24 protein-coding genes are annotated in these 23,301 nt (G+C 29.1%); 21 read left to right on the top strand and 3 right to left on the bottom strand.

Features of this window, described 5'->3' with window-relative positions:
• Positions 1-214 precede the first annotated feature (214 nt).
• The 4 genes from ACJDT4_RS12375 (at position 215) to ACJDT4_RS12360 (ending at position 4,602) form a co-directional block, all read left to right on the top strand.
• Positions 215-982, top strand: a complete 768-nt coding sequence (locus ACJDT4_RS12375) for an SHOCT domain-containing protein (protein ID WP_406787884.1) — start codon at positions 215-217, stop codon at positions 980-982.
• Positions 983-2,536: 1,554 nt separating this feature from the next.
• The gene (locus ACJDT4_RS12370; RefSeq protein ID WP_406787883.1) at positions 2,537-2,746 is read left to right on the top strand and encodes a hypothetical protein; all 210 of its coding nucleotides are present in this window, start codon (positions 2,537-2,539) and stop codon (positions 2,744-2,746) included.
• Positions 2,747-3,273: 527 nt separating this feature from the next.
• Complete coding sequence (locus ACJDT4_RS12365) at positions 3,274-4,335, top strand: C40 family peptidase (RefSeq protein WP_406787882.1); 1,062 nt, start codon at positions 3,274-3,276, stop codon at positions 4,333-4,335.
• Positions 4,336-4,446: 111 nt separating this feature from the next.
• Positions 4,447-4,602 carry a hypothetical protein gene (locus ACJDT4_RS12360; protein WP_406787881.1) on the top strand — a complete coding sequence of 52 codons (156 nt, stop codon included), beginning with the start codon at positions 4,447-4,449 and terminating at the stop codon, positions 4,600-4,602.
• Between the two features lie 258 nt (positions 4,603-4,860).
• Here ACJDT4_RS12360 and ACJDT4_RS12355 read toward each other — a convergent pair whose 3' ends face one another.
• Together ACJDT4_RS12355 and ACJDT4_RS12350 are read right to left on the bottom strand one after the other, a co-directional pair.
• Positions 4,861-5,019 carry a hypothetical protein gene (locus ACJDT4_RS12355; RefSeq protein WP_406787880.1) on the bottom strand — a complete coding sequence of 53 codons (159 nt, stop codon included), beginning with the start codon at positions 5,017-5,019 and terminating at the stop codon, positions 4,861-4,863.
• Positions 5,020-5,049: 30 nt separating this feature from the next.
• On the bottom strand, positions 5,050-6,357 hold the full coding sequence (locus ACJDT4_RS12350; RefSeq protein WP_406787879.1) for a helix-turn-helix domain-containing protein: 1,308 nt from the start codon (positions 6,355-6,357) through the stop codon (positions 5,050-5,052).
• A 476-nt stretch (positions 6,358-6,833) separates the two neighbouring features.
• Here ACJDT4_RS12350 and ACJDT4_RS12345 point away from each other — a divergent pair, with 476 nt between their 5' ends.
• Both ACJDT4_RS12345 and ACJDT4_RS12340 read left to right on the top strand, forming a co-directional pair.
• Positions 6,834-8,081, top strand: coding sequence for a VanW family protein (locus ACJDT4_RS12345; protein ID WP_406787878.1), 1,248 nt, complete (start codon positions 6,834-6,836; stop codon positions 8,079-8,081).
• Between the two features lie 387 nt (positions 8,082-8,468).
• A complete protein-coding gene (locus ACJDT4_RS12340; protein WP_406787877.1) occupies positions 8,469-9,233 on the top strand; it encodes an ABC transporter ATP-binding protein in 765 nt (254 codons plus the stop codon).
• 97 nt (positions 9,234-9,330) lie between these two features.
• Here the strand turns inward: ACJDT4_RS12340 and ACJDT4_RS12335 are convergent, their stop codons facing one another.
• Complete coding sequence (locus ACJDT4_RS12335) at positions 9,331-10,623, bottom strand: ABC transporter permease (RefSeq protein ID WP_406787876.1); 1,293 nt, start codon at positions 10,621-10,623, stop codon at positions 9,331-9,333.
• A 257-nt stretch (positions 10,624-10,880) separates the two neighbouring features.
• On the opposite strand from ACJDT4_RS12335, the gene minD reads away from it, so the two are divergent.
• From minD to yqeK, 15 genes are all read left to right on the top strand, one after another.
• Positions 10,881-11,678 carry a septum site-determining protein MinD gene (minD, locus tag ACJDT4_RS12330; RefSeq protein WP_406787875.1) on the top strand — a complete coding sequence of 266 codons (798 nt, stop codon included), beginning with the start codon at positions 10,881-10,883 and terminating at the stop codon, positions 11,676-11,678.
• Between the two features lie 11 nt (positions 11,679-11,689).
• Positions 11,690-11,950, top strand: coding sequence for a cell division topological specificity factor MinE (gene minE / locus ACJDT4_RS12325; protein ID WP_406787874.1), 261 nt, complete (start codon positions 11,690-11,692; stop codon positions 11,948-11,950).
• Positions 11,951-12,088: 138 nt separating this feature from the next.
• A complete protein-coding gene (gene rodA, locus ACJDT4_RS12320) occupies positions 12,089-13,207 on the top strand; it encodes a rod shape-determining protein RodA (protein WP_406787873.1) in 1,119 nt (372 codons plus the stop codon).
• A gap of 74 nt (positions 13,208-13,281) precedes the next feature.
• On the top strand, positions 13,282-14,079 hold the full coding sequence (locus ACJDT4_RS12315; protein ID WP_406787872.1) for a M23 family metallopeptidase: 798 nt from the start codon (positions 13,282-13,284) through the stop codon (positions 14,077-14,079).
• 41 nt (positions 14,080-14,120) lie between these two features.
• Entirely contained in the window at positions 14,121-14,975 is an 855-nt protein-coding gene (locus tag ACJDT4_RS12310; RefSeq protein WP_406787871.1) for a M50 family metallopeptidase, read from the top strand.
• Between the two features lie 96 nt (positions 14,976-15,071).
• Entirely contained in the window at positions 15,072-16,940 is a 1,869-nt protein-coding gene (locus ACJDT4_RS12305) for a TIGR03960 family B12-binding radical SAM protein (RefSeq protein WP_406787870.1), read from the top strand.
• Positions 16,909-17,628 carry a TIGR03936 family radical SAM-associated protein gene (locus ACJDT4_RS12300; RefSeq protein ID WP_406787869.1) on the top strand — a complete coding sequence of 240 codons (720 nt, stop codon included), beginning with the start codon at positions 16,909-16,911 and terminating at the stop codon, positions 17,626-17,628. The genes ACJDT4_RS12305 and ACJDT4_RS12300 overlap by 32 nt, the downstream gene beginning before the upstream one ends.
• 1 nt (position 17,629) lies before the next feature.
• Positions 17,630-19,081 (top strand): ribonuclease E/G, encoded by a 1,452-nt coding sequence (locus ACJDT4_RS12295; protein ID WP_406787868.1) that lies wholly within the window; start codon positions 17,630-17,632, stop codon positions 19,079-19,081.
• 126 nt (positions 19,082-19,207) lie between these two features.
• A complete protein-coding gene (rplU, locus tag ACJDT4_RS12290; protein ID WP_053241922.1) occupies positions 19,208-19,519 on the top strand; it encodes a 50S ribosomal protein L21 in 312 nt (103 codons plus the stop codon).
• A 2-nt stretch (positions 19,520-19,521) separates the two neighbouring features.
• Complete coding sequence (locus tag ACJDT4_RS12285) at positions 19,522-19,896, top strand: ribosomal-processing cysteine protease Prp (protein WP_406787867.1); 375 nt, start codon at positions 19,522-19,524, stop codon at positions 19,894-19,896.
• 4 nt (positions 19,897-19,900) lie between these two features.
• On the top strand, positions 19,901-20,203 hold the full coding sequence (gene rpmA, locus ACJDT4_RS12280) for a 50S ribosomal protein L27 (protein WP_406787866.1): 303 nt from the start codon (positions 19,901-19,903) through the stop codon (positions 20,201-20,203).
• Positions 20,204-20,504: 301 nt separating this feature from the next.
• On the top strand, positions 20,505-21,779 hold the full coding sequence (obgE, locus tag ACJDT4_RS12275) for a GTPase ObgE (protein ID WP_406787865.1): 1,275 nt from the start codon (positions 20,505-20,507) through the stop codon (positions 21,777-21,779).
• A gap of 10 nt (positions 21,780-21,789) precedes the next feature.
• Positions 21,790-22,083 carry a ribosome assembly RNA-binding protein YhbY gene (yhbY, locus tag ACJDT4_RS12270; protein ID WP_406787864.1) on the top strand — a complete coding sequence of 98 codons (294 nt, stop codon included), beginning with the start codon at positions 21,790-21,792 and terminating at the stop codon, positions 22,081-22,083.
• Positions 22,084-22,109: 26 nt separating this feature from the next.
• Positions 22,110-22,712: a nicotinate-nucleotide adenylyltransferase gene (gene nadD, locus ACJDT4_RS12265; RefSeq protein WP_406787863.1), complete on the top strand. Its 603-nt coding sequence runs from the start codon at positions 22,110-22,112 to the stop codon at positions 22,710-22,712.
• Between the two features lie 10 nt (positions 22,713-22,722).
• The gene (yqeK, locus tag ACJDT4_RS12260) at positions 22,723-23,292 is read left to right on the top strand and encodes a bis(5'-nucleosyl)-tetraphosphatase (symmetrical) YqeK (protein WP_406787862.1); all 570 of its coding nucleotides are present in this window, start codon (positions 22,723-22,725) and stop codon (positions 23,290-23,292) included.
• Positions 23,293-23,301 lie beyond the last annotated feature (9 nt).

Below are 23,301 nucleotides of genomic sequence, written 5' to 3'. Positions count from 1 at the left end.
AATAAGGTCGCATTTTTACCGCAAAAGTTTTATATAGTTTTATACCAGCAAATTAATACAATTAAATCTAAAACAGTAGTACAATAATTAAAACTAAATAAACCATAGTAAAAATTTTCTTACTAGGGTTTATTTTTGTAAACTCAAGAAGGGATTTAACATAATTTGTAGAAACTTAATGCTAGTAAATTAAATTGAAAGAAGGTAATTTATTGTGGGATTTTTTAGTTTGAAAGCTACATGTGCAATTTGCAATGAAGAAGTTGGCTTAAATCGCTTTCAAATAGCAAATAAGGAATGGATATGTCCTAAATGTTTTAAAAAGTGTGGATTTAATGCGCTGACACCAATAAGGAAAATGACAGTATCAGAAATAAAGAATGCTATGGCTGCAAAAGCTACAAATGATGAAGAAATAAATCTATTTAATGCAAGCAAAAAAATAGGCAGTTATATAGAATTTGACGATACCAGAATGGAATGGCTTGTACCAGAAGGCTTATTTGGAAAAAAGAAAAAAATTTATAAATATAATGATATTGTTGATTATGAATTATTAGAAGATGGTGAATCTATAATTAAGAAAAGTGGAATAGGAAGAGCCGTAGCTGGTGGGGTACTATTTGGTGGAGTAGGTGCAGTTGTAGGTAGCGTTACTGGAAAACAAAGAACTAAATCAATATGTAAGAGTTTAAAACTGAAAATTACAATCAGCGATATAAACAACCCTACAGTGTATATTGATTTTATACCATCAGAAACAAAAAAAGATAGTTGGATATATAAAAATGCATATAATTCAGCTCAAGAATGTTTATCTGTTTTACAGTTGATTTGCAGCAATAGTAAAAATGAAATGCAAAATAATGCAGCACCAATATCTAATGCAGATGAAATATTAAAATATAAAAATTTACTGGACAATGGTATTATTACTCAAGAAGAATTTGAAGCAAAGAAAAAACAATTGTTAGATATTTAATAAAATATGATATAGCATAGTCTATGGAATGGTAACTTAATAGGACGCTTTTTATTCAGCATCTTTAATTTTATAATGTTTTTAATATTTTTGTAAGTGCTTGTCTCTTTTAGAAAAAACTTTTGAAATAATAAAAAATTGTTGAGAACTTATAGTGATTTTTTTATAAGGCTAATAGAATAGAAATAGCTTTTACTGATAATTTATGCAATTCATTAGTAAAAAAGGCAAAATGGTAAACTAGATAAGATTAAATGCAATCCATACGAATATTATAATATAAAAGATAGATTGAAGTATAGTTTAGATGGCTATAACTTATCTTGAAATAGTTTTGAAAGGATTAATGATATAGTATTAAAAAATAAAGAAGCATTAAATATGCTTCTTTATTTTCCCACACTTTTCCCGCAAAAGTTTTAAATAGGTTTATACCAGTAAAATTTGTTGTATACGCAAAGCCTTATTTTATGCCGATTATATATTGTCTTATATTAATATATTCATGAAAAGTCGAATCTGGAGGTCGTGGGTTCGACTCCCTCTGGGCGCACCAAATATACATATAAAATAAGGCATTGCGTAAGGTTGATAGTAGCTTATCAGCCTTTATTTTTTTACGCATTTTATTCCAGTATTAAGTGAACAAATCATTGTGTTTTTTAAAATTATTTTAGATTATAATATAATTTTATTGATCATGGTCAATAAAACTCTTGTAAAAAGGCAATAATAATAATATAATTATTATATAGTGAATGTAGCATATTTATAATAGTGTAACGTTTGCTATTACAAGATAATTATGAAATTAGACATAAAAACAGGGTGCTACCAACACCCTGTAGTATACAATTCAGTTGTTATAGACAACTGGCATAGCTTAAATTTTAAGTTTTAAAAAGTAGCCATTACCAATTGCGTCGGTGGGCTACTTTTTTATGTTTTTTATTAGCACGATAATTAAGTTTATCAAAGCTATCAAAAAAGATAGAGCAGTAAATACTACTATAAACATCTCGTACATATGCATCACCTCCCTTATAAAAGGGATAGCAATGCTAGTTGCCCACGCACAACTATATTGAATTGTATGTAAGTAGTTTACCATAATAAGGAATGCATATCAATATAATTTTATCAAGCAGAAATCCGTACAGAATAGTTATAATAAAAAATATTATAGCTATACCAAAAAAACATATTTATAAAAACGTGCCTTTACCAATCTGGAGATTGTGGTTCTACTCCATCTAGGCATGCCCAATTATATATAAAATAAGACATTGCGTAAGGCTGATAGCATTATATCAGCCTTTATTTTTTATATATAAATTTGCTGATGAAATACATGGTACTTATAAGTAATTGTTATTATGATCATACAATATATGGCTATTTTAATTCTCTCATTATAAGCTATTTTATATTTTTAGGCAACATAGATAGTTCTTTCTAATAAATTAATGTCTTCCTAGTTCTATTTTTAAATACATAGTTGAAGGTGTTATAGCAGAACTGAGTTTCATATTATAAAAATAGAGGTGGAAAATAATGAAAAGTTTTTTAAATGTTCTTTTTAATATGTGTTTTTTCGTTATAGATATTACCTTAGTTATAGGCTGTTTAAGCCTAATAATAATACTTTACAACAGATTAAAAGATAGTTCGAATATAATAGGGATGATATTTGCTATTATAATGGTAGTAATTGGCTTTAGATTAGTTGCAATGGATATTTTAAATATTGTTAAAAGGAAATAAGATATTTAATTATTAGCGTATTCTTAAAACTTAGCCATTCTCAGCTGTGCTGAGTAATATGTATGGTGCAATCTTATAAGCATAAGTTTAAAATTTTTCGTAGCGATAGGGGAAAATCATCCTCCACTTTATTCTCTGTTCTTCTTTCACAGGTATTCGATAGTTGAAGTAGTTTAGCTATAAAAAGTATATAAAGATGGCTGAAGAAAGGTAAGATTTTAACCCAAAATATACTATAAAATTATATTAACTTAACATTGGAAGGTTAATATTAAGGTTATGGTAATAAAATATTAAGTTAGCAAATATAAATAAGTGGGTGAGTTTTAATGGAGATAGTGTGCTAAGCTAGAAATGTAAACAAGATCAGAAAAGTTTGTTTGCTGTGGCGATAAGCTTTGTACAAGTATTTTTAATCACTTTTTTAATAGAAAGCATTTTTATAATATTGTTTTGAAAAAGTCGTGGCTTTGTGAAAGTATGCCATAGATAAATGATTTCTATTGAAAATTAGGAGGTATGATATTATGAATAGGAAAAAACTAATGATTTTAGCAGTAGTTAATGCTTTAGTATTTAATTTCCTGGGTAATAGTAAATTGGTGAATGCGGAACCAATAAATTCAAGTAACACTGTAGAAATTCAAATTAATGATTTAAATAAGCAAATTAATAGTTTGGAAAATCAAATGGAAATAACAGATAATGATATTCAGAATAGTATGCTTGAGATAAAGAAAAATGCAGATACTATAGATGAAATAAATAATAATATATACATAACTAACAAAAAAATTAAGGATAGAGAGGAAATGCTTAGAAAGGATGAGATAAATGACAAGTATATTGTGAAAGCCATGTACGAAAGTGGTGGAGGTTCGACTATTTTGTTAAATACGATTTTTGAAAGCAAGAATTTTTCAGAACTTGTTAGTAAAGCAACTGCTGTAAATAAAGTATTATCTGATAGCAAGGCGATTATAGACAAAGTATATGAGGATAAAGAATATATAGAAAAAAGGCAAAATACTCTCATTTCAGATAAAGTAAAGGTACAAAAATTACTTAAGGATAATAAAGATAAGTTGAATGCGTTAAACAATAATAAGGCTAACCAAGTTTCAGCTTTATCAAAATTAAGTTCCTTAAAAAGTTATTTAAATAGCAATATTTCAAATCCAGCTAACATATATAAACAGTCAGTTTCTTTAGGACATTTAATTTATGGTGATGATAATGTTGTAAATTATGCAAAAAACTTTTTGGGAGTACCATATCTTTGGGGAGGTATAACGCCAGATGGATTTGATTGTTCAGGATTTATTCAATATGTTTATGCACATTTTAACATAAGCATTCCAAGAACTACATATGAACAAGTTAATGTGGGAGCTACTGTTACAGATAAACTTCAACCAGGAGATTTAATTTTCTTTGGTGATAAATCAAAACCTCATCATGTTGGAATGTACATTGGTAATGGAGAATATATACAAGCTCCTCATACAGGAGATTATATAAAGATATCGCCGATTAAAGGGAGTGAATATTCAATTGCTAAGAGAATATTACCAGTGGGAAAGAAATAATATAATTAAAAAGCCTGATATTTTATTAGGCTTTTTTAATTTTTTGACTTAAATTTTAAATAGTGGATAACATAATAGGTAAATAAATTTAATTCGAATGGAGAAATGATCATGGCGATTAAATACAAGTATTTAGCTGTAATTATAGGACTTTTAATATTAACTATTTTATTAATTACTGTTGCATGCCTTAAAGCAGCAGGTAGGGCAGATGATTGGAGAGACACAGCTGAAAAGAGAGTAGGTTCAAAAAAACACAAACAATAAAGAAGATAACATTTAATATATTGTACTTAATGTTGCCATATAGTTGTCACAAATAAAATATACTATATAGATATAGAAAATCAATCTCCCAATAAATTAACATATAAAGAAAGCAGCTGAAGTATTATGACTTTTAGCTGCTTTCTTTATGCTTTAATTTATTTAGAAAAAGTAGTTGTTGTATATGCTTATCTACAGAAATAGGATGGATATAAAGGTGAAAATCCTGTACAGCTATTGTTATACAGGATTTTTGTATTAAGGTAGAACTTTTAAAACTATTGGGGCATCTTTAGACATAAAGCCTCCACCAACTTCACCTAAGTTTTTTGTACAGTTAGGTAAAGCAAAAATAGAAATTGTTAATAGTACACCTGCAAGTAATAAACAAATTTTATGATTTTTCTTTAATTTCATAATATCAACACTCCTCTATTTTATAGGTTTTTAAGTAAAATTATTTAAAGCAAAGATAGATATTTCTTTGACTTTAACAATATCATTAATACTACTATAAAAATTAATTAGTTTATACATGAGCATATTATCTATTCTTTCTTGTTTTGATGAAATTAAAAATATTTCATTTTTTAGTTTGTCCATTTTTTCGACGTTATTTAGTAGTTCATATAATTTTATCAAAGCAGATAATACTTCATTTGCTAAAACATAATTTTTATGCTCTTTACAGAGGTTTAAGGATTTTAAATAGTATATTTCAGCATCTGAATTATTATCTAGATATTCATAAATTTTTCCTAATTCAAAATATATACTTGATGTGTATTGATTATTGATATTAATGCAATTTAATTTGCTAAGTATTATTTTAAAATATTTATCTATTTTAGGTCGGTCATTAAGAGTCATATATAAGTTAACAATGTTTATATAAGTTGATATTTTTTTATCTATATTTTTATCATCTAAAAAAGTTAAAATTTTATTATATGTATTGATTGATTTATGAAAACAGCCTTTATATTTTAAACAGATTGCTTTTTCTATCAAGATTTTAAATAACTTTATTAAATCGCTTTTATCTACAGTATTTTCTGCTCTTTCAAGGTTTTCTAAAGCTTTATCGTAATTTTTCAATAGTCTATAGCATACTGCACTGTTATATGTAAAGATTGTATTGTAATCATCAGTCATATCTAAAAAGTGATTTAAAGCAAAATCGCAAATTTCTATATCTTCATCGTATTTTCCTATATACCCATAAAGCATAGATAACTTTCTTAAAAGAACTAGTAATTGATTACTTGGAAACAACTTCCCTATTAAAGTCAAAGCTTTTTCATAATAAATTACGCTTTTATTTATATCGTTTTGATTATAGAAATAATCTCCAGCAAGTTCATAAACTATTATTTTTTTCTCTTTAATATCCCAACTAATTAAAAATTCTTCTACTTCTTTAAGGGTTTTAATGAAACTAGGATTTTTGGAAGTGATTAATGTCTTTAGTTCGTTTATGTAGTCATCAATAATTTTTATAACCTGAGAAAATTCATCGTCTATTAAATAATCAACTGTTTCATTAACAACAAAGTTTTTTTGCTTAGCTATTTTATTTAAATTAGTTATTATTATTTCAGCTGTTCTAAAAGTTATGCTTGCTTTGTTGCTTTCAATTTCATTTATTAAGCTTTTAGAAATATTAGAACCAGCAAGATCTTCTTGACTCAATTTGTATTTTTTTCTTAATACTTTTATTTTATCTCCAGGTAATAGCAATCCAGGATTCGCCATGTATAAAACCCCTTTGCTTCTAAAATTAAACAAAAATTTTATCATTATAGTTATAATAACACTATAAAAATGTAATGTAAATATATTTATTGTATTACTATGTAATATTGTAAAATAATTTAAGATTATAAGATTTTCAACTAGGCATTGTATAGTGTATTGATTTAAAAATCAATTATAGATAGGGCAATATAATGGTAAGCAATAAATGCAATATTTGCCTGCGTAATAATTAACAATAAATTTTGTAAGTGTATTAAAATAAAAAATTTGATATATGCTATTTTATTAGTATAATGATAATATAAATATTATTAAATTAAATTATAAAAAAAGTAGTAATAACATCCTATAGTTTGAATACAAATATTCTAAATAGAACATTTGTATATATGTAAAAATTGTTGAATTATATTAATAGTAAATATTATAGTAAAATTTAAGGCACAAAAGTATAATAAATATGAGGTGTATATATGAACAAAAAAAGGGCGATTATTTTAGGTGCTACATGTTTTATCATTGTTATTTTAGGGACAATGTTTTATGGATATAAGATTTATTCAAAGGTAAAAAAATATGATAGTCTTATTTATCCTAGAGTGATAATAGAAGATGAAGATGTATCTGGAAAAACACAGGAGGAAGCTAAGAAAGTACTCAACGATAAATACCAGAGTTTACTTCAAAATAAAAAAATTAATATAAAGGTAGAAAACAAAACTTATACCATTGGCTATTCTCAAATTGGAGCGAAATATGATATAGATAATTCAGTTAAACAGGCTTATGATTATGGAAAAGGTGGAAATGTTATTGAGAGATATAAATTGTTGAAAAATCCAACAGTTAAAAATATAAAGCTTTCTTTTGATTATAGTTCAAATACTAAACCTATAGATGATTTGATAAATACCATAAAGAATCAGGTTAATAGAAATCCTAAGGATGCTTCAGTAATCAAAAATGGTTCTAACTTTGTTATTACACCTGATCAAGATGGTTTTAAATTAAAAGATGAGGAGCTTAAAAAAGATATAATTTCAGCAATAAATGGACAAATTGGTAGTGATCCGGTTGTTCAGGGAAATATGGAGACTGTAAAAGCCAATATAACTAAAGAAAAATTAAGTGGAATAAATACGCTTATATCTACGTTTAGTACCAATTATGGTGCAATATCAAGTCCTGGAAGAATGACGAATATTCAACTTGCTACAAGAACTATAAATGGAAAGGTAATAATGCCAGGAGAAACTTTTAGCTTTAATGGAATTCTTGGAAAGAGAACTGCTGAAAAAGGATATCAAGCGGCACCAGTTGATATAGGAAAAACAACAGGAATGGGACTTGGCGGAGGTATTTGTCAAGTTTCTACTACACTTTATAATGCGGCACTTCTTGCAGGAATTAAGCCAACTGTAAGAACACATCATTCTATTCCATCAGCCTATGTTTCTTTAGGTCATGATGCAACAGTTGACTATGATGGAAAGCTTGATTATCAGTTTAAAAATACATTCAATTTTCCAATATATATTGAAGGAAGTTCAGCAAATGGTCTAGAGACTTTTAATATATATTCAGATGGAAGTTTAAAAAGTAAAACTTATAAAGTTGTAGATGATGTTGTAGAGGGTGGTAAGAGGGTAAAACTTTATCTTCAAACTTATCAAAATGGTAAAATGATAGCAAATGAGCTTATTTCAGATGATACTTATTAAAAAAAGGAGCTAAGTAACAATGCTTCGTCGCGTTAAAAAAATCCTATAAATCTAAGGTGAAAAAATCGTAAAATACTAAGATGCTTCAATAACTCGCGGGGGAAACGCTTAGGCAGATTGAAACATCTAAGCATTTTACGATTTTTTAGCCAAGATTTATTAGGATTTTTTTTAATCGTTCCTTCAGCATTGTTACTTAGCTCTCCGGGGGTGTGGGGTGTAAGGAAAAAATTCCTCCGTTCCTACGGAATTTTAGGCGCAAATCTTTGCAGATAAATAAGCTGAGAATATTTAAATTGTTAAATATTTTTGAAAAGTGATATAATTTTTCTATAAATATAAATAATTTACTTAAATCAAAAATTATGAAAATAAGGTGGAGATATAATGGAGAGCATAATATCTGCAAAAAATATTATAAAAAACTATGGTGGAAAAAATCCTGTTAATGTTTTGAAAAATGTAGGTCTTACAGTTAAAGAAGGCGATTTTATTTGCATAATGGGACCATCTGGATCAGGAAAATCTACATTTTTAAATGTTATATCAACGGTGGATAGACCAAGTAAGGGCATAATAGAGATAAATGGTAAGGATATTTTTTCTATGAGTGATAAGCAGATTGGGAAGTTTAGATATGAAAATATGGGATTTATCTTTCAGGAATTTAATTTGATTGATTCTCTTACAATAAGAGAAAATGTAGGAGTACCTTTAGTGCTTGCAGGTCAAAAGAGGGAAGAAATAAATAAGAAAACTGAAGCTATTATAAATGAATTAAACATTTCAGAAATAATAGATAAGTTTCCAGAGGAATGTTCTGGAGGTCAAAGGCAAAGAGCAGCGGCTGCTAGAGCACTTGTTACCAATCCTAAATTAATAATAGCTGATGAACCTACAGGAAGTTTGGATTCTAAAAATTCTCATGAACTTTTAAAGATAATTAAAGAACGTAATGAAAAGTATGGTACTGCAGTTTTAATGGTTACGCATGATTCAATGATTGCAAGTTATGCGAAAAAATTGATATTTTTAAGGGATGGAAAAATAGAAGAAACCCTCGAAAGAAACAATTTAACCCAAAAGGAGTTTTTTTACAAAATTGTGGACATAACTTCAAGAGAGTCACAGAGTTTTTTTGATATTGCATAAACATATATGGGGGCTGATTTTAATCCAGTCCTCTAACTTAATATGACTAATACATGATTGACAAATCACAGGGGTTTTTGCCCAAACCCCGAAATGTTTATAGTGCAAATTTGTTGAGTCCTATATCATTTGATTTGAATATAGATTTTTTATAAATTACAAACGATATAAATGCTCCAGTTAAAAATATAAATAGAAAAATTAAAATTAAAACTAAAGATAAAATAATAGAAAGTTTTCCAGATGAAACAAACATATAAATTAAAGTGCAAAAATGGATTAAAGGTAGTCCAATTATTATTGAATAAAGTAGAAAAATTTCTTTATTGATTATCGTATTTAATTGAGGCTTTATATATCCAATTAAAGTAAGCTGTTTAAATGTACGTATTTTTGATGGCATCTCCATTATAAATTTGTATACTATGCTGCTGGATATTAAAAGCAAAACTGTTATGTATGAAAATACACATATCACTTTTAAACCAGGATCATTAGATACATTCATTATATAAAGTAGTGTTTCAATAACGCCTGAAAGTAGAGTTATTAGAAGAACTGTACGTTTAAGTGAAAAATGTAAATTTCCTAAGGATATTAATGTGAGTTTGCTATTAGCGTATTTATCCTTTTTTAATTCTAATATTTTAAAGGGAATATAATACTTAGCAAGACCTAAAATACTTATAAAGGAAAAAGTCATAGAGAATCTTACAAATAGGTCAAAATGATTTTTTTGCAGCATGCTTAAAAAGAGAAATAATATAGGCAAAAAGTAAAATACAGCATAAGTAACTGGATTGAATTTAAGTAATTTAAAATTTAAAGGTGGCTTTCTTTTGACCTTAATTAAATCGATAATTTCTCTTGTCGATACATATCCATAATCACCTAAACTAACATATGAAAGTTGTAAAAGTAGAATAGCTAGTGTACCTCCTAAACTTCCACTTGATATAAAAAATAAATTTCCGGATGAATTTAAAGCTAAATACATTACCTTTGAAAATATTGGCATCATAATAAAGCCTAATAATATTCCTAAAAAACTTGCAGCCATTTCAAGTATTGTATTTTGAAATAGTAAGATTCTGCCTAGTCTACTTGGATGTACACCGCTTAAAGCAGCGGCACCTAATTCTTTTGAGGTTGTAGTAACAAAGTGTGAATTTGAGTAAAATGTGAAAATACATACTAAAAGACAGAGCAGGAATATTATAAGCGAGCAGGCCGATCTTCCATCAGAATATTTTGATGTAAATTCTGTATTACACATAATATTTAAGAGGTTAAATATTATTGCAATTGGAAAGATCATTGAACATAAATAGGAAATACTTTCTTTAAAATTTGATTTAAGTGTTTTTATTGCAAATTTGTACGATCCCATACATACCACATCCCTTCACAATATATAAACATTATATAGCTTATAAAGTATTATGGCAAAATATACTTTATGTGGAAAATAATTTACAGCTATTATTGTGTGCATTAAAAATTTCATTTAATATTTAGAAGGATTTTTTTGTTTTTTGGAGAATAAAATATAGTGGAGTTAATTATTTAGAAAAATTGATGAAAGCGTTATAGTATATTTTAATTTTAGTATTTTTCAATATAAAATATTTTATGGAGGTAATATTTATGGGAGAGGCTATAGTAATAACATCTGGCAAGGGAGGGGTTGGAAAAACTACTACAACAGCTAATATAGGTACTGCACTAGCTGGTATGGGCAAAAAAGTTGTACTTGTTGATGGGGATACTGGACTTAGAAATTTAGATGTACTTATGGGACTAGAAAATAGAATTGTTTTTACCCTCTTAGATGTAATAGAAGAAAATTGTAGATTAAAGCAAGCACTTATAAAAGATAAGAGATATGAAAATTTATTTTTACTTCCAACAGCACAGACAAAAGATAAAAATGATGTTAAACCAGAAGATATGCTTAATCTAATTAATGAACTTAAAACAGATACAGATTACGTCCTTATAGATTGCCCTGCAGGAATTGAACAAGGTTTTGAAAATGCCATAATTGGAGCTGATAGAGCGTTAATTGTAGTTAATCCAGAAGTTACTTCTGTAAGAGATGCTGATAGGGTAATTGGAAAATTAGATGCAAAGGGCTTGGATAATCACCAAGTTATAGTGAATAGAATTGACTACGAGATGGTAAAAAGAGGGGACATGCTCGGTATAGAGGATGTTATTGATAATTTAGCTATAAAGCTTATAGGGGCAGTCCCAAATGATAGAGAAATAACCGTATCCACAAATAGAGGCGAACCAATAGTTTTAAATGACAACTCTAAGGCAGGAAGAGCATTTAGAGATATTGCAAGAAGGATAACTGGAGATGAGGTTCCATTTCACACCTCTGAGGAAAAGGGTGGAGGACTAATTTCAGCAATTAAAAGATTGTTTAATGTTAAATAGGAGTGAGTATTATGGATCTTTTCAGTATATTTAGACCATCATCTAAGGATGTTGCAAAAGAAAGATTAAAGTTAATATTGATACATGATAGAGCGGATTTATCTCCAGAACTTTTAGAAGCCATAAAAGGAGAAATACTAAATGTAATTGCGAAATATGTGGAAATAGATAATTCGGATGTTGAGGTTAAGCTTACAAAGACAGATTTGGAGGAAGGCAATTCTCCAGCTTTAGTTGCTAACATACCAATTAAAAGAGCAAAAAACAAATAAGCAAATAAAAGGCTATGTATTTTTTAAATATTGTACATAGTTTTTTTATTTTTTTATGATATAATAAAATTCGAAGGGCATTAAGCCCTATTTGTTTTGTTTAATTTAAGGAGCTTATAATATTTTGGAGGGGCAAATATGCTTAAAAAATTTAAGATAGATAAAAGATTACTGCAGCAGATGGATTTGTGGTTGATTATAATACCTATACTCCTTGTAGCTTTTAGCTCAGTTAATATTTATAGTGCTGTTCATAATAATACTAAGCTTGGAGGCAACTGGAAGCTTCAAATTGCTTGGGGAATTATTGGACTTATAATTGTTTATGTAATAATTAAATTTGATTATAGGGTTTTAATTGATTATGCGGAAATTATTTATTGGGCTTCAATTGTGCTTCTTATAATTAATAAAGTTGCTGGATCCACAGTAAATGGAGCTAAAGGATGGATTGCTATAGGACAAAGGGCTATTCAGCCTTCAGAATTTGCAAAGGTTGCTCTTATAATTTTAATTGCTAAGAAGCTGGATGTTATGAAAGGTGACATAAATAATATAAAAAATTTCTTTATACTCCTTTTTTATGCAGCAGTACCTATGATTTTAATAGTAGTTCAGCCGGATATGGGAATGACTGAGGTATGCTTTTTTATAGTTTTAGGTATGTTTTTTATTGCAGGGCTTGATTTGAGGGTTATTTTTGGAGGTATTCTTACTATAATATTAGGAATAGCTGCAGTTTGGAATACTTCACTTATGCAGGCTTATTGGAAAGAAAGATTTACTAGTTTTTTGAATCCTGAAAAATACATCAATTCTACAGGACTTCAGCTTATACAATCGGAGATAGGTATAGGCTCAGGAGGAATACTTGGAAAAGGTTTTTTAAAGGGGACTCAGATACAAGGAGGATATATTCCAGAAACACATACTGATTTCATATTTTCTGTGATAGGTGAAGAGTGGGGTCTTGTAGGTGGAATTATTTTGGTATTAATATATTTATTATTACTTTATAAAATTGTAAGTGTATCTAAAAAGTCTAAAGATATATTTGGAAAGATATTTTGTATTGGAATTGCATCAGCGTTTTTATTTTCCATACTTCAAAACATAGGAATGACAATAGGAATTATGCCTATTTCAGGTATAGCACTTCCTTTTGTAAGCTATGGAGGAAGTTCAATGCTAACGGGCTTTATAAGCCTTGGAATTGTGATTAACATAGGTATGAGAAGGAATAAAATTAATTTTTAAAGTATAAGTTATGGTAATAAATCTTCATGTTCTTATATATAATTAATATATATCAATTATGTATAGGAGGAAAAGTGGGAAGTTTTAGTTCACAATATGAGGATTATTACAATAATATTCTTAAAAGACGAAAGGGATATAGTTCTTCATACTCAGGTAATGGGTATAGTAAAAAGAACTTAACAAAAAAGATCTTAAATACCTTGCGATTTCAAGTCATTGGAACTGCAATTTTATTTTTATTTGTTTTTGGAGTTAAGGAAAGCTCGATGCCAGAAACAAAAAATGCTTATGCATACTGCAAATATTTTCTAAATCATAATTATGACTATAACGCTTTAATAAAAAAAGCGGAGGCTGTAAATTTGAGTGATATCCAAAATTATGTTAAGCAAATAAATTTTGATAGTATACAGGCAAAGTCAGTTGATTATATTGAAAATTTCAAGTCTAAAATAACAGGAGAAGAAACCATTAGTGAAAAAATAGAAAGTAAATACGCAATGCCAATAAAGGGAAAAGTCATAAACTCTTTTGGAGGTAAAAATAATCATAAGGGTATAGATATACAATCTTCAGAAGGCAGCGATGTAAAAGCAGTTTATGATGGTACTGTGGAATTAGTGAATCAAAATAGCGAAATTGGTAAATATGTTATAATCGATAACGGAAATGGAGTAGAAAGTAAGTATGGAAATTTGAGTTCCATAAGTGTTAAAAAAGGCGATGGAGTAACTAAAGGAGACAATGTTGGAAAGGTCGGAAAAGAAGCAGAGAACGAGCCAGCTCATCTTCATTTTGAAATTATGTACATGGGAGAAAATAAAAATCCTGAGAGTTATTTTAACATAGATACGTCAGCTCAAAATTAAGTTTTGGGATTTGCGTATGAGCAATTAATGTGGGGCTTTTAATGATTAAATTAAATAAATACAGTATTCCTTATATTATAATACTGTTCTTGATTGGATTTAGAAGACAGCTTTTACCTGTGTTTGTTTTTGTAATACTTCATGAATTTGTACATTATTTAACTGCTAGAAAATTAGGATTTTCGGGTTTTCATATAGAAATACTTCCTTTTGGAGCATCAATTAAATTTAGAAATTTAGAGGAGGCATCTTATAAAGAGGAATTAATTATTTCTATATCGGGTCCCATAATGAATTTTGTTCTGGCGGTTATTTTTTATGCTGCCTTAAGAAAATATGACTGCACTGAACTTTATAATTTTTTTATAATTAATTTATCGTTAGGCATATTCAATCTGCTTCCAGCATTTCCATTAGATGGTGGAAGAATACTTAGAGATATTTTGTGTAAAAAATTCTCGTATAAAAAAGCTAGCAAAATAACTGTTTATTTAAGTATAGTATTGTCAATAATGCTTATAATGATGTATTTTATATTTTTATTTTGTGGAGCTGATAATCCAAATTTAATTTTAATTTCATTATTTATTTTGTTTTGTTCCTTTAAGGAAAGAAGAAGAATAGTCTATGTAATTATGGAGGACATAATGAAAAAAAAATTAAAGTTTATAAAAAATGGGGTTATAGAAAATAGAACAATATCTATTTTTTATAAAAAAGACCTGTTATTTGGCTTAAGTATGGTGGACAAAAATAAATATACTATGCTAACTGTTTTAAATGAAAACATGAAAACAATGAAAACTATTTACGAGGAAGAAATAATAAATGCTCTTAAAGAGTATGGAAATATTACTTTTGAGGAACTTATTCAAATAAAGAAAAACAATGAGTAACTTAATGGTTGAGTCATTAGGTATATATGTGTTAAAATATTAAAATGTCTAAGTTTAAATGATTTTACATTAGAGAAAATTTAGGAGGAAAAATTAATGAACAAATGTTCAGATGATATCTTATATAAGGTTGAAAAACCAGCAAGGTATGTTGGAAAAGAATATAATTCGGTAATTAAAGATAAAGAAAAAGTAGATATGCGATTTGCATTTTGTTTTCCAGATGTTTATGAAGTTGGAATGTCACATCTTGGAATCAAAATTCTTTATCATGTCTTAAATTTAAGAGAGGATACTTATTGTGAAAGAGTTTATGCTCCATGGCCGGATATGGAAAAATTGATGAGAGAAAATAATATTCCATTATATGCTCTTGAAACAAAAGATCCTCTTTGCGAATTTGATTTTATAGGTTTTACACTTCAATATGAAATGAGTTATACAAATATACTTAATATGCTTGATCTTTCAGGTATAGCTGTTAGGGCATCAGAAAGAAAAGAGGAAGATCCAATAGTACTATGTGGAGGACCTTGTGCATATAACCCAGAACCTCTATATGATATAGCAGATTTGTTTTCACTTGGTGAGGGTGAAGAGCATTTAAATGAGGTTTTAGATTTATATAAAAAATGCAAGAATGATGGAATTTCTAAGAAAGAATTTTTAAGGATGGCATCTCACATAGAAGGAACATATGTACCAAGTCTTTACAATGTCACATATAAGGAAGATGGGACAATTGATGAGTTTAAGCCTTTATATGATGATGTTCCCGCAAAAGTTAAAAAGAGAATAATTAAAAACTTTAATGACGTTGTTTATCCAGATAAAATAGTAGTTCCATATAATGAAATTGTTCATGATAGGATAATGCTTGAGACCTTTAGAGGTTGCACAAGAGGATGTAGATTCTGTCAGGCAGGTATGATTTATAGGCCTGTAAGGGAAAAGAAAACTGATAAATTGATAGAGCTTGCAGATAAACTTATTAAAAATACTGGATATGAAGAATTGTCACTTACATCACTAAGTATATGTGACTATTCAGATATTCAGAACCTTATAAAGGGTCTAGTAGAAAAGTACAAAGAAAAAAAAGTAAGTGTTTCACTTCCATCCCTTAGGATAGATTCCTTTTCTGTAGATTTAATAAAGGAAATTCAAAAGGTAAGAAAATCGGGGCTTACCTTTGCACCAGAGGCTGGAACACAGAGAATGAGGGATGTAATAAATAAAGGAGTTACAGAACAAAATCTTATGGATTCTGTAAGCAGTGCCTTTAAAAATGGCTGGACTACAATAAAGCTTTATTTTATGATAGGACTTCCATATGAAACTCCAGAGGATGTTAGAGGAATTGGCAATTTGGGCAAGAAGGTAGTAGCTGAATACTATAAGGTTCCAAAGGAAGTAAGAAAAAAGGGTCTTAAGGTAACTTTAAGTACCTCAATATTTGTACCAAAACCATTTACGCCATTTCAATGGGCGCCTATGGATAATATAGAAAATGTAAGAGGAAAAATTGGAGAACTTAGAGAAGAACTTTCAGATGCAAGAGTTATAACTTATAACTGGCATGAAACTCCAGTAAGCTTTCTTGAAGCGGTTTTTGCAAGAGGAGATAGAAGAGTATGTGATGTTCTTATAAAGGCTTTTGAAAAAGGTGCTAAATTTGATGGCTGGTCTGAGTATTTTAATAATGACATATGGATGGAAGCCTTTAAAGAATGTGGCGTAAATCCAGATTTTTATGTTTATAGAGATAGAAGCTACGATGAAGTTCTTCCTTGGGATTTTATAGATGTTGGAGTGTCAAAGAGCTTTTTAATGAGTGAAAATGAAAAAGCTAAAAAGGCAGTTGTAACACCAGATTGTAGGCAAGGATGTAAAAATTGTGGTATAAACAAAAGCTTTAAGGAAGAGGAGTGTTTTGAAGGTGCGTTATTTAATAAAGTACAGTAAGGGTTATGATATAAAATTTGTTTCTCACTTAGATATAATGAGAAATATACAAAGGGCCTTTAATAGAAGCGGTCTTCCAGTAGAACACTCAAATGGATTTAATCCACATATGATAATGTCCATAGCACAGCCTCTTTCTGTTGGTGTTTATTCTGATGGAGAATATATGGATGTGGAATTTTTAGAAGAAGTAAAGGAAGAAGATATAAAAAATAAGTTTAATGAAGTTTCACCTGTAGATTTGAAGATTATTGATGTTTTAAAAATTGAAAAAAAATATTATGATGATGGTAAAAAAGTTGAACAATCTATGGCAGCAGTTGATGCAGCAAGGTATTCTATAAATATAAGATATAAAAATACAGAAAAATTAGAAGCAGAACTAAAAGAGCTTTTAAATAAAAAAGAGTGGATTACTCTTAAAAAAAGTAAGAAAACTGAAAAAATGGTTAACATAAAGGCTATGATAAGAAAATTAAATTATAAAATAGAAGGCAGTACTTTGCGAATAGATACATTATTGTCCTGTGGCAGTAGAGAAAATCTTTCACCTGAGCTTTTGTGTAATTATATAAAGGATAATACTAGCTGTGCAGATTTTGATTTATTTTGTGAAGTTAAAAGGGAAGAAATGTATGGACTTAAGGAAAATAATTTAGTTTCTCTTTTTAAATTTTTCAAAATATGAGGTGTTTTTATTGAAACAAATATATGTGGAAAGATGCAGAAAGACTTTACGTATAGCTGTAAAACAAGATGGAAAACTTGAGCAGTGCTTTATTGAAGAGGATAATGATATATGTTCAGGACAAATATATAAGGGCATTGTAAAAAATATAGTACCTGCTATAAAGTGTGCTTTTGTAGATATTGGAGAGACTAAAAGTGCATATCTTTATATGGATAGTAAGCTTAATAACTTGAATTTAAGAAAAGGAGAAGAGCTTTTAGTTGAGATAATTAAAGAAGCTTCAGGAAGTAAAGGACCTAAGGTTAGTAACGCTATAACTGTGCCGGGAAGATATGCGGTAATCATGACATCACACAAGGAAATAGAAATTTCAAAAAAAATAACTGATAAGGAATATATAAATAATCTTAAAGGCTCCATATTAAAGCCTGAGGATGTGGGCGTTATGATTAGAACAAATGCACTTAAAGTTGATTTTGAAACTGTAAATATAGAAATAAAAAAGCTATATGATATATACAAAAATATAATTTCTAAAAGTAAAAATTCAAACCTTAGAGGTATGTTATATAATGCTGGTGGGGCAATAGCAAAGGTTTTAAGGGATAGAGTAGATGAAGAAACAGCTGAAATAATAGTTAATGATAAAAAAGATTTTGATTATATAAAAGAGTATGTTGAAAGTAAAAAGGATATAAATTGTAAACTTAGTTTCCATGATAATGTTATAAACTTAATGGATTATTACGGTATAGAGCAGGAAATTTTAGAGCTAACTAATAAAGAAGTAAAGCTTGAGTGTGGTGGTTTTATAGTAATAGATAAAACCGAAGCTCTGTATGCTATTGATGTGAATTCGGGAAAAAATGTTAAAGGCAGAGACATAGCACGGACGGCTGTAGTCACTAATTTAGAAGCTGCAAGAGAAGTAGTGCGTCAAATAAAATTGAGAAATTTAAGCGGCATAATAGTAGTGGACTTCATAGATATTAGTGACATCAGTATCAAAAGAAAAATTTTAAATATACTTGAGGAAGGCTTTAAAAATGACAAGAATAAGACTGTAGTTTATCCATTTACAGAGTTAAATCTTGTACAAATTGCTAGAAGAAGAAAAGGAAAATCCATATGTGAATATATACAAGAAAAGTGTGAGTTTTGTAGTGGAAATGGAAAACAGCTTAGCTTAAGGTATATGAAAAATCTCATAGGCAATAAAGTTGCAAGATGCTTGAACGATCACAGTGGTGAAAAAAATATTTATATAGAAATTGATAAAAGATATAAAGAAAGAATATTAACCGATACAAAAACTTTTGCAGCTGACATTGGGGTAGAAGATGGAAACATATATATAGATTTTAAGGATAACATGAGATTTTTTAAGGTTGAACTTGTTGTTTTTGAAGACAAAATTGAAAAGCTAAGTCAGTTTAAGATTTATGGATAAAATTACTTTACAAAGATTGATGTATGTGTTACAATGGCATTTGTAGACCGCACAAAAAGGGTTTTTATTAAACACGTAAAAGTGTACCCTCACTGGCGAGACCGTATATGAGGAGGTGTTTTATTAATGCATGCAGTAGTTGTTACAGGAGGAAAGCAATACAGAGTTCAAGAAGGAGACGTAATTTACGTTGAAAAGCTTGAAGCTGAAGTTGATTCAAGTGTAGAATTAGGAAATGTTCTTTTAGTTGAAAAAGAAGATGGAATAGTAGTTGGAAAACCTGTAGTTGAAGGAGCTAAAGTTGTTGCTAAAGTTGCAGCACAAGGAAAAGCTAAAAAAGTTATTGTATTTAAATACAAGAGAAAGAAAGACTACAGAAGAAAACATGGACACAGACAGGCTTATACTAAACTTGTAGTAGAAAAGATTGAAGCATAATTATGATTGATATAACTTTTAAGAAAAAAGATGGGATGCTTGTTTCTTATATTATAAGAGGTCATGCAGACCGCAATGCTAAAAGCTTTGAGAAAAGTAATGACAATTATGATCCTGAAACTAACATGATATATGATGATATAGCGTGCAGCGGAGTGTCACTTTTAGGTCAGATATGCATACTTGGAATTGAAGAAGTATTAAAATTAAAAGTGAAATGTACCGTAGAAGAAGGATACATAGCTTTAAATCTAGAAAATCTAGCTTCGAGTGAAATTAAAAAGACTCAAGTTTTGATGGAGACTACATTTATAGGTCTTAAAAATTTGGAATTAACTTATAGAGAATATATGAATATAACCTTGGAGGAGGTGTAGTTATATGAGAATAATAAACCTTCAGTTGTGTGCGCACAAAAAAGGAGTAGGTAGTTCAAAGAACGGAAGAGATAGTGAATCTAAAAGACTTGGAACTAAATCAGCAGATGGACAGTTCGTTTTAGCTGGCAATATACTTGTTAGACAAAGAGGAACTAAAATTCATCCTGGTGCAAACGTAGGCAGAGGTGGAGACGATACTCTCTTTGCTAAAGTTGATGGTATAGTTAAGTTTGAAAGAGTAGGTAGATCTAAAAAAGTAGCAAGTGTTTATCCAGTTGCTGCTGAAGAAAGCGTAGCAGAATAGTAAGAGCACCCTAATTTAAAGGGTGCTTTTTTAAAACTCTTGAATTTTGCTGATAAAAATCCCTGAAAATGAAGATAATAAAGCTATGATTTAAAAGAATATTGATAAAAGTTATGTAACTAATGGTTATAATATATAATATCAAAATTCTTATATAGATATGCTGCTTCAGCTATTGAAATCCATGTGTCACTAAATGCCTAGAAGACGGGTATTTGGGTACAAATTGATTTCAAGTTTTAGAGCGGTTTATCTTTAAATAAAGCTACTAATTAAAATTAAAAGGTAAAAGGTGAGAAAAATGTTTATAGATACAGCAAAAATATTGGTTAAATCAGGTAAGGGTGGAGATGGAGCTATTTCTTTTAGAAGAGAGAAGTACATTCCACTTGGAGGACCTGATGGCGGCGACGGTGGAGAAGGCGGAAGTGTAATAATAACAGTTGAACCTAATATGACTACTCTTCTTGATTTTAAATATAGAAGAAAATATGCAGCTAAAGATGGAGAAAACGGTGGAGGGTCAAAGTGTTATGGAAAAGATGGAGAAGACTTATACATAAAAGTTCCTATGGGAACAGTTGTAAGAGACTTCGAAAGCGATAAAATTATGGCGGATCTTGCCCATGAAGGAGATAAATTTGTTGTTGCAAAGGGTGGAAAAGGCGGAAAAGGAAATGTGAAATTTTGTACTCCTACAAGACAGGCACCTAATTTTGCAGAACCTGGAATGCCAGGAGAAGATAGATGGATAAAGCTTGAATTAAAGCTTCTTGCAGATGTAGGTCTTATTGGTTTTCCAAACGTAGGAAAGTCAACGCTTCTTTCAGTGGTATCAAAAGCAAGACCTAAAATTGCAAATTACCATTTCACAACTATCACACCTAATCTTGGAGTTGTAAGTTTGCCAGGCATAAATAGTTTTGTAATGGCAGATATACCTGGAATTATAGAGGGGGCTGCTGAAGGAGTTGGACTTGGATTTGAATTTTTAAGACATATTGAAAGAACTAGGCTTTTAATCCATGTTGTCGATATTTCAGCTTCTGAAGGAAGAGATCCTTTTGAAGATTTTCTAAAAATAAATGAGGAATTAAAAAAATACAATGTGAAGCTTTGGGATAGACCTCAAATAGTTGCAGCTAATAAAAGCGATATGCTTTATGATGATAAGCAGTTTGAAGAATTTAAAGATAAGGTTTCTAAATTAGGCTACAAGAATGTATTTAAAATTTCAGCAGCTACTAAGCTTGGTGTAGATGAACTTATAAAGGAAAGTGCTAGAATTTTAAGTACAATACCTGTAACTGATATAGAAATATCAGAAGAAGATAAGTTTATACCAGAGGATAAGAAATTCACTTATACCATTAGAAAAGAAGATAATTGTTATATTGTTGAAGGTAGCTTTGTTGATAGACTTTTAAATAGTGTAAATGTAAATGAGCCAGATTCACTTAGATACTTCCATAAGGTATTAAAGAATAAGGGAATAATGAATGAACTTATGGAACTTGGAATAAAAGATGGCGATTTAGTTAGATTAAATGATTTTGAATTTGAGTTTTTACTTTAGGAGGATTTTTATGTTAACTGGTAAACAAAGAGCATTTTTAAGAAGTATGGCAAATACTATAAATCCAATTTTTCAATTAGGGAAGAATGGAATAGATGAAACTTTTTTAAAGCAAATAGATGATGCACTTGAAGCAAGAGAGCTAATTAAAATAAATATTCTTGAAAATAGTGAGTTTACACCTAGAGAAGCAAGTGATGTTATATGCGGCAAATTAAATAGTGAGGGAATACAGGCTATAGGAAGAAAATTGGTTTTATACAGAAAATCCAAGAAAAAGCCTAAAATAGAAATTCCTCAATAAATATAAGTTTAATGAAGAGGGATACAATGAAAAGAAAGGGAATTTTAGGAGGTACTTTTGATCCTTTTCATAACGGTCATATGAATATAGCTTATGAGAGCTTATACAGGCTTAAACTTGATGAGATTATATTTATGCCGGCGGGAAGTCCACCTCATAAAAGTGATAAAGTGATAACTTCACCTGAAATTAGATATGATATGATAAAACAGTCTATAACAGGTGAAGAAAAATTTAAGGTTAGCAGGTATGAAATAGATAAAAAAGGATATAGTTATACTTATAAAACTCTTGAATATATAAACGGAGTTGAGAAGAATACAGAACTATTTTTTATAACTGGGGTAGATTGTTTAATGTATATTGACGAGTGGAAAAATCCAAGCAAAATATTTGAACTTAGCAAGGTTGTTGTATTAAATAGACCTGGATATAATAAAGCTGATATTATGAAGAAAAAAAATGAAGTTGAAAGCAAATATAAGCATAATATAATATTTATAGATATACCACTCTTAGATATATCCTCTACACAAATACGAAAAAAAGTAAGTAAGCATGAAGAAATAAAGTATTTAGTACCTAAGGAAGTTTATGCTATAATAAAAAATAATAAACTTTATATTTGAGGTGTTAATTATGTGGACAGAAAATGAAATTATGGAGTATTTAAAAAAGAATCTTAAACAAAGCAGATTTGAACATAGTTTAAGTGTTAGAGATACTGCAGTTAGGCTTGCAGAAAAATATAACTGTGATGTTAAAAGAGCCAGTACTGCTGGGCTTGTTCATGATTGTGCTAAAAATATGGAAGCTAAAGAAATAGTGGACATATGTACTGAGGCAGGTTACGTTTTAAATGAAGTGGAACTTGAAAACCCAGGCATTGCTCATGGACTTGCTGGCAGTATAATAGCTAAGAATAAAATGGGAATAAATGATGAAGAAATATTAAATGCCGTAAGGTTTCATACTACTGGTAAGAAAAATATGACACTGCTTGAAAAAATTATTTACATAGCCGACTATGTAGAACCACTAAGAGATTTTCCGGGTGTAAATGAGCTTAGAGAGGCAGTAAATAATAATTTAGATGAAGCAATGCTTATTTCTTTCGACCAAACAATAAAGTATGTTATAGAAAGAGGCATGCTAATTCATTTAGATACTGTAGAAGCTAGAAATTATATGATTTGTCATAAAGAGTAGGTGTATGTA

The sequence above is a fragment of the Clostridium neuense genome, assembly GCF_045310695.1.
Classification (GTDB): Bacteria; Bacillota; Clostridia; order Clostridiales; family Clostridiaceae; genus Clostridium_S; species Clostridium_S neuense.
This window is presented reverse-complemented; position numbering and strand designations above follow the sequence as displayed.

Bases quoted from the DNA above. Each gene is read 5' to 3' on its own strand.
- obgE (WP_406787865.1), top strand. From the start codon at position 20,505: ATGTTTATAGATACAGCAAAAATATTGGTTAAATCAGGTAAGGGTGGA.
- ACJDT4_RS12350 (WP_406787879.1), bottom strand. From the start codon at position 6,357: ATGGCGAATCCTGGATTGCTATTACCTGGAGATAAAATAAAAGTATTA.
- ACJDT4_RS12340 (WP_406787877.1), top strand. From the start codon at position 8,469: ATGGAGAGCATAATATCTGCAAAAAATATTATAAAAAACTATGGTGGA.
- rpmA (WP_406787866.1), top strand. From the start codon at position 19,901: ATGAGAATAATAAACCTTCAGTTGTGTGCGCACAAAAAAGGAGTAGGT.
- rodA (WP_406787873.1), top strand. From the start codon at position 12,089: ATGCTTAAAAAATTTAAGATAGATAAAAGATTACTGCAGCAGATGGAT.
- ACJDT4_RS12370 (WP_406787883.1), top strand. From the start codon at position 2,537: ATGAAAAGTTTTTTAAATGTTCTTTTTAATATGTGTTTTTTCGTTATA.
- ACJDT4_RS12360 (WP_406787881.1), top strand. From the start codon at position 4,447: ATGGCGATTAAATACAAGTATTTAGCTGTAATTATAGGACTTTTAATA.
- ACJDT4_RS12285 (WP_406787867.1), top strand. From the start codon at position 19,522: ATGATTGATATAACTTTTAAGAAAAAAGATGGGATGCTTGTTTCTTAT.
- ACJDT4_RS12310 (WP_406787871.1), top strand. From the start codon at position 14,121: ATGATTAAATTAAATAAATACAGTATTCCTTATATTATAATACTGTTC.
- ACJDT4_RS12335 (WP_406787876.1), bottom strand. From the start codon at position 10,623: ATGGGATCGTACAAATTTGCAATAAAAACACTTAAATCAAATTTTAAA.
- yhbY (WP_406787864.1), top strand. From the start codon at position 21,790: ATGTTAACTGGTAAACAAAGAGCATTTTTAAGAAGTATGGCAAATACT.
- ACJDT4_RS12345 (WP_406787878.1), top strand. From the start codon at position 6,834: ATGAACAAAAAAAGGGCGATTATTTTAGGTGCTACATGTTTTATCATT.
- minD (WP_406787875.1), top strand. From the start codon at position 10,881: ATGGGAGAGGCTATAGTAATAACATCTGGCAAGGGAGGGGTTGGAAAA.
- ACJDT4_RS12355 (WP_406787880.1), bottom strand. From the start codon at position 5,019: ATGAAATTAAAGAAAAATCATAAAATTTGTTTATTACTTGCAGGTGTA.
- nadD (WP_406787863.1), top strand. From the start codon at position 22,110: ATGAAAAGAAAGGGAATTTTAGGAGGTACTTTTGATCCTTTTCATAAC.
- yqeK (WP_406787862.1), top strand. From the start codon at position 22,723: ATGTGGACAGAAAATGAAATTATGGAGTATTTAAAAAAGAATCTTAAA.
- ACJDT4_RS12365 (WP_406787882.1), top strand. From the start codon at position 3,274: ATGAATAGGAAAAAACTAATGATTTTAGCAGTAGTTAATGCTTTAGTA.
- ACJDT4_RS12305 (WP_406787870.1), top strand. From the start codon at position 15,072: ATGAACAAATGTTCAGATGATATCTTATATAAGGTTGAAAAACCAGCA.
- minE (WP_406787874.1), top strand. From the start codon at position 11,690: ATGGATCTTTTCAGTATATTTAGACCATCATCTAAGGATGTTGCAAAA.
- rplU (WP_053241922.1), top strand. From the start codon at position 19,208: ATGCATGCAGTAGTTGTTACAGGAGGAAAGCAATACAGAGTTCAAGAA.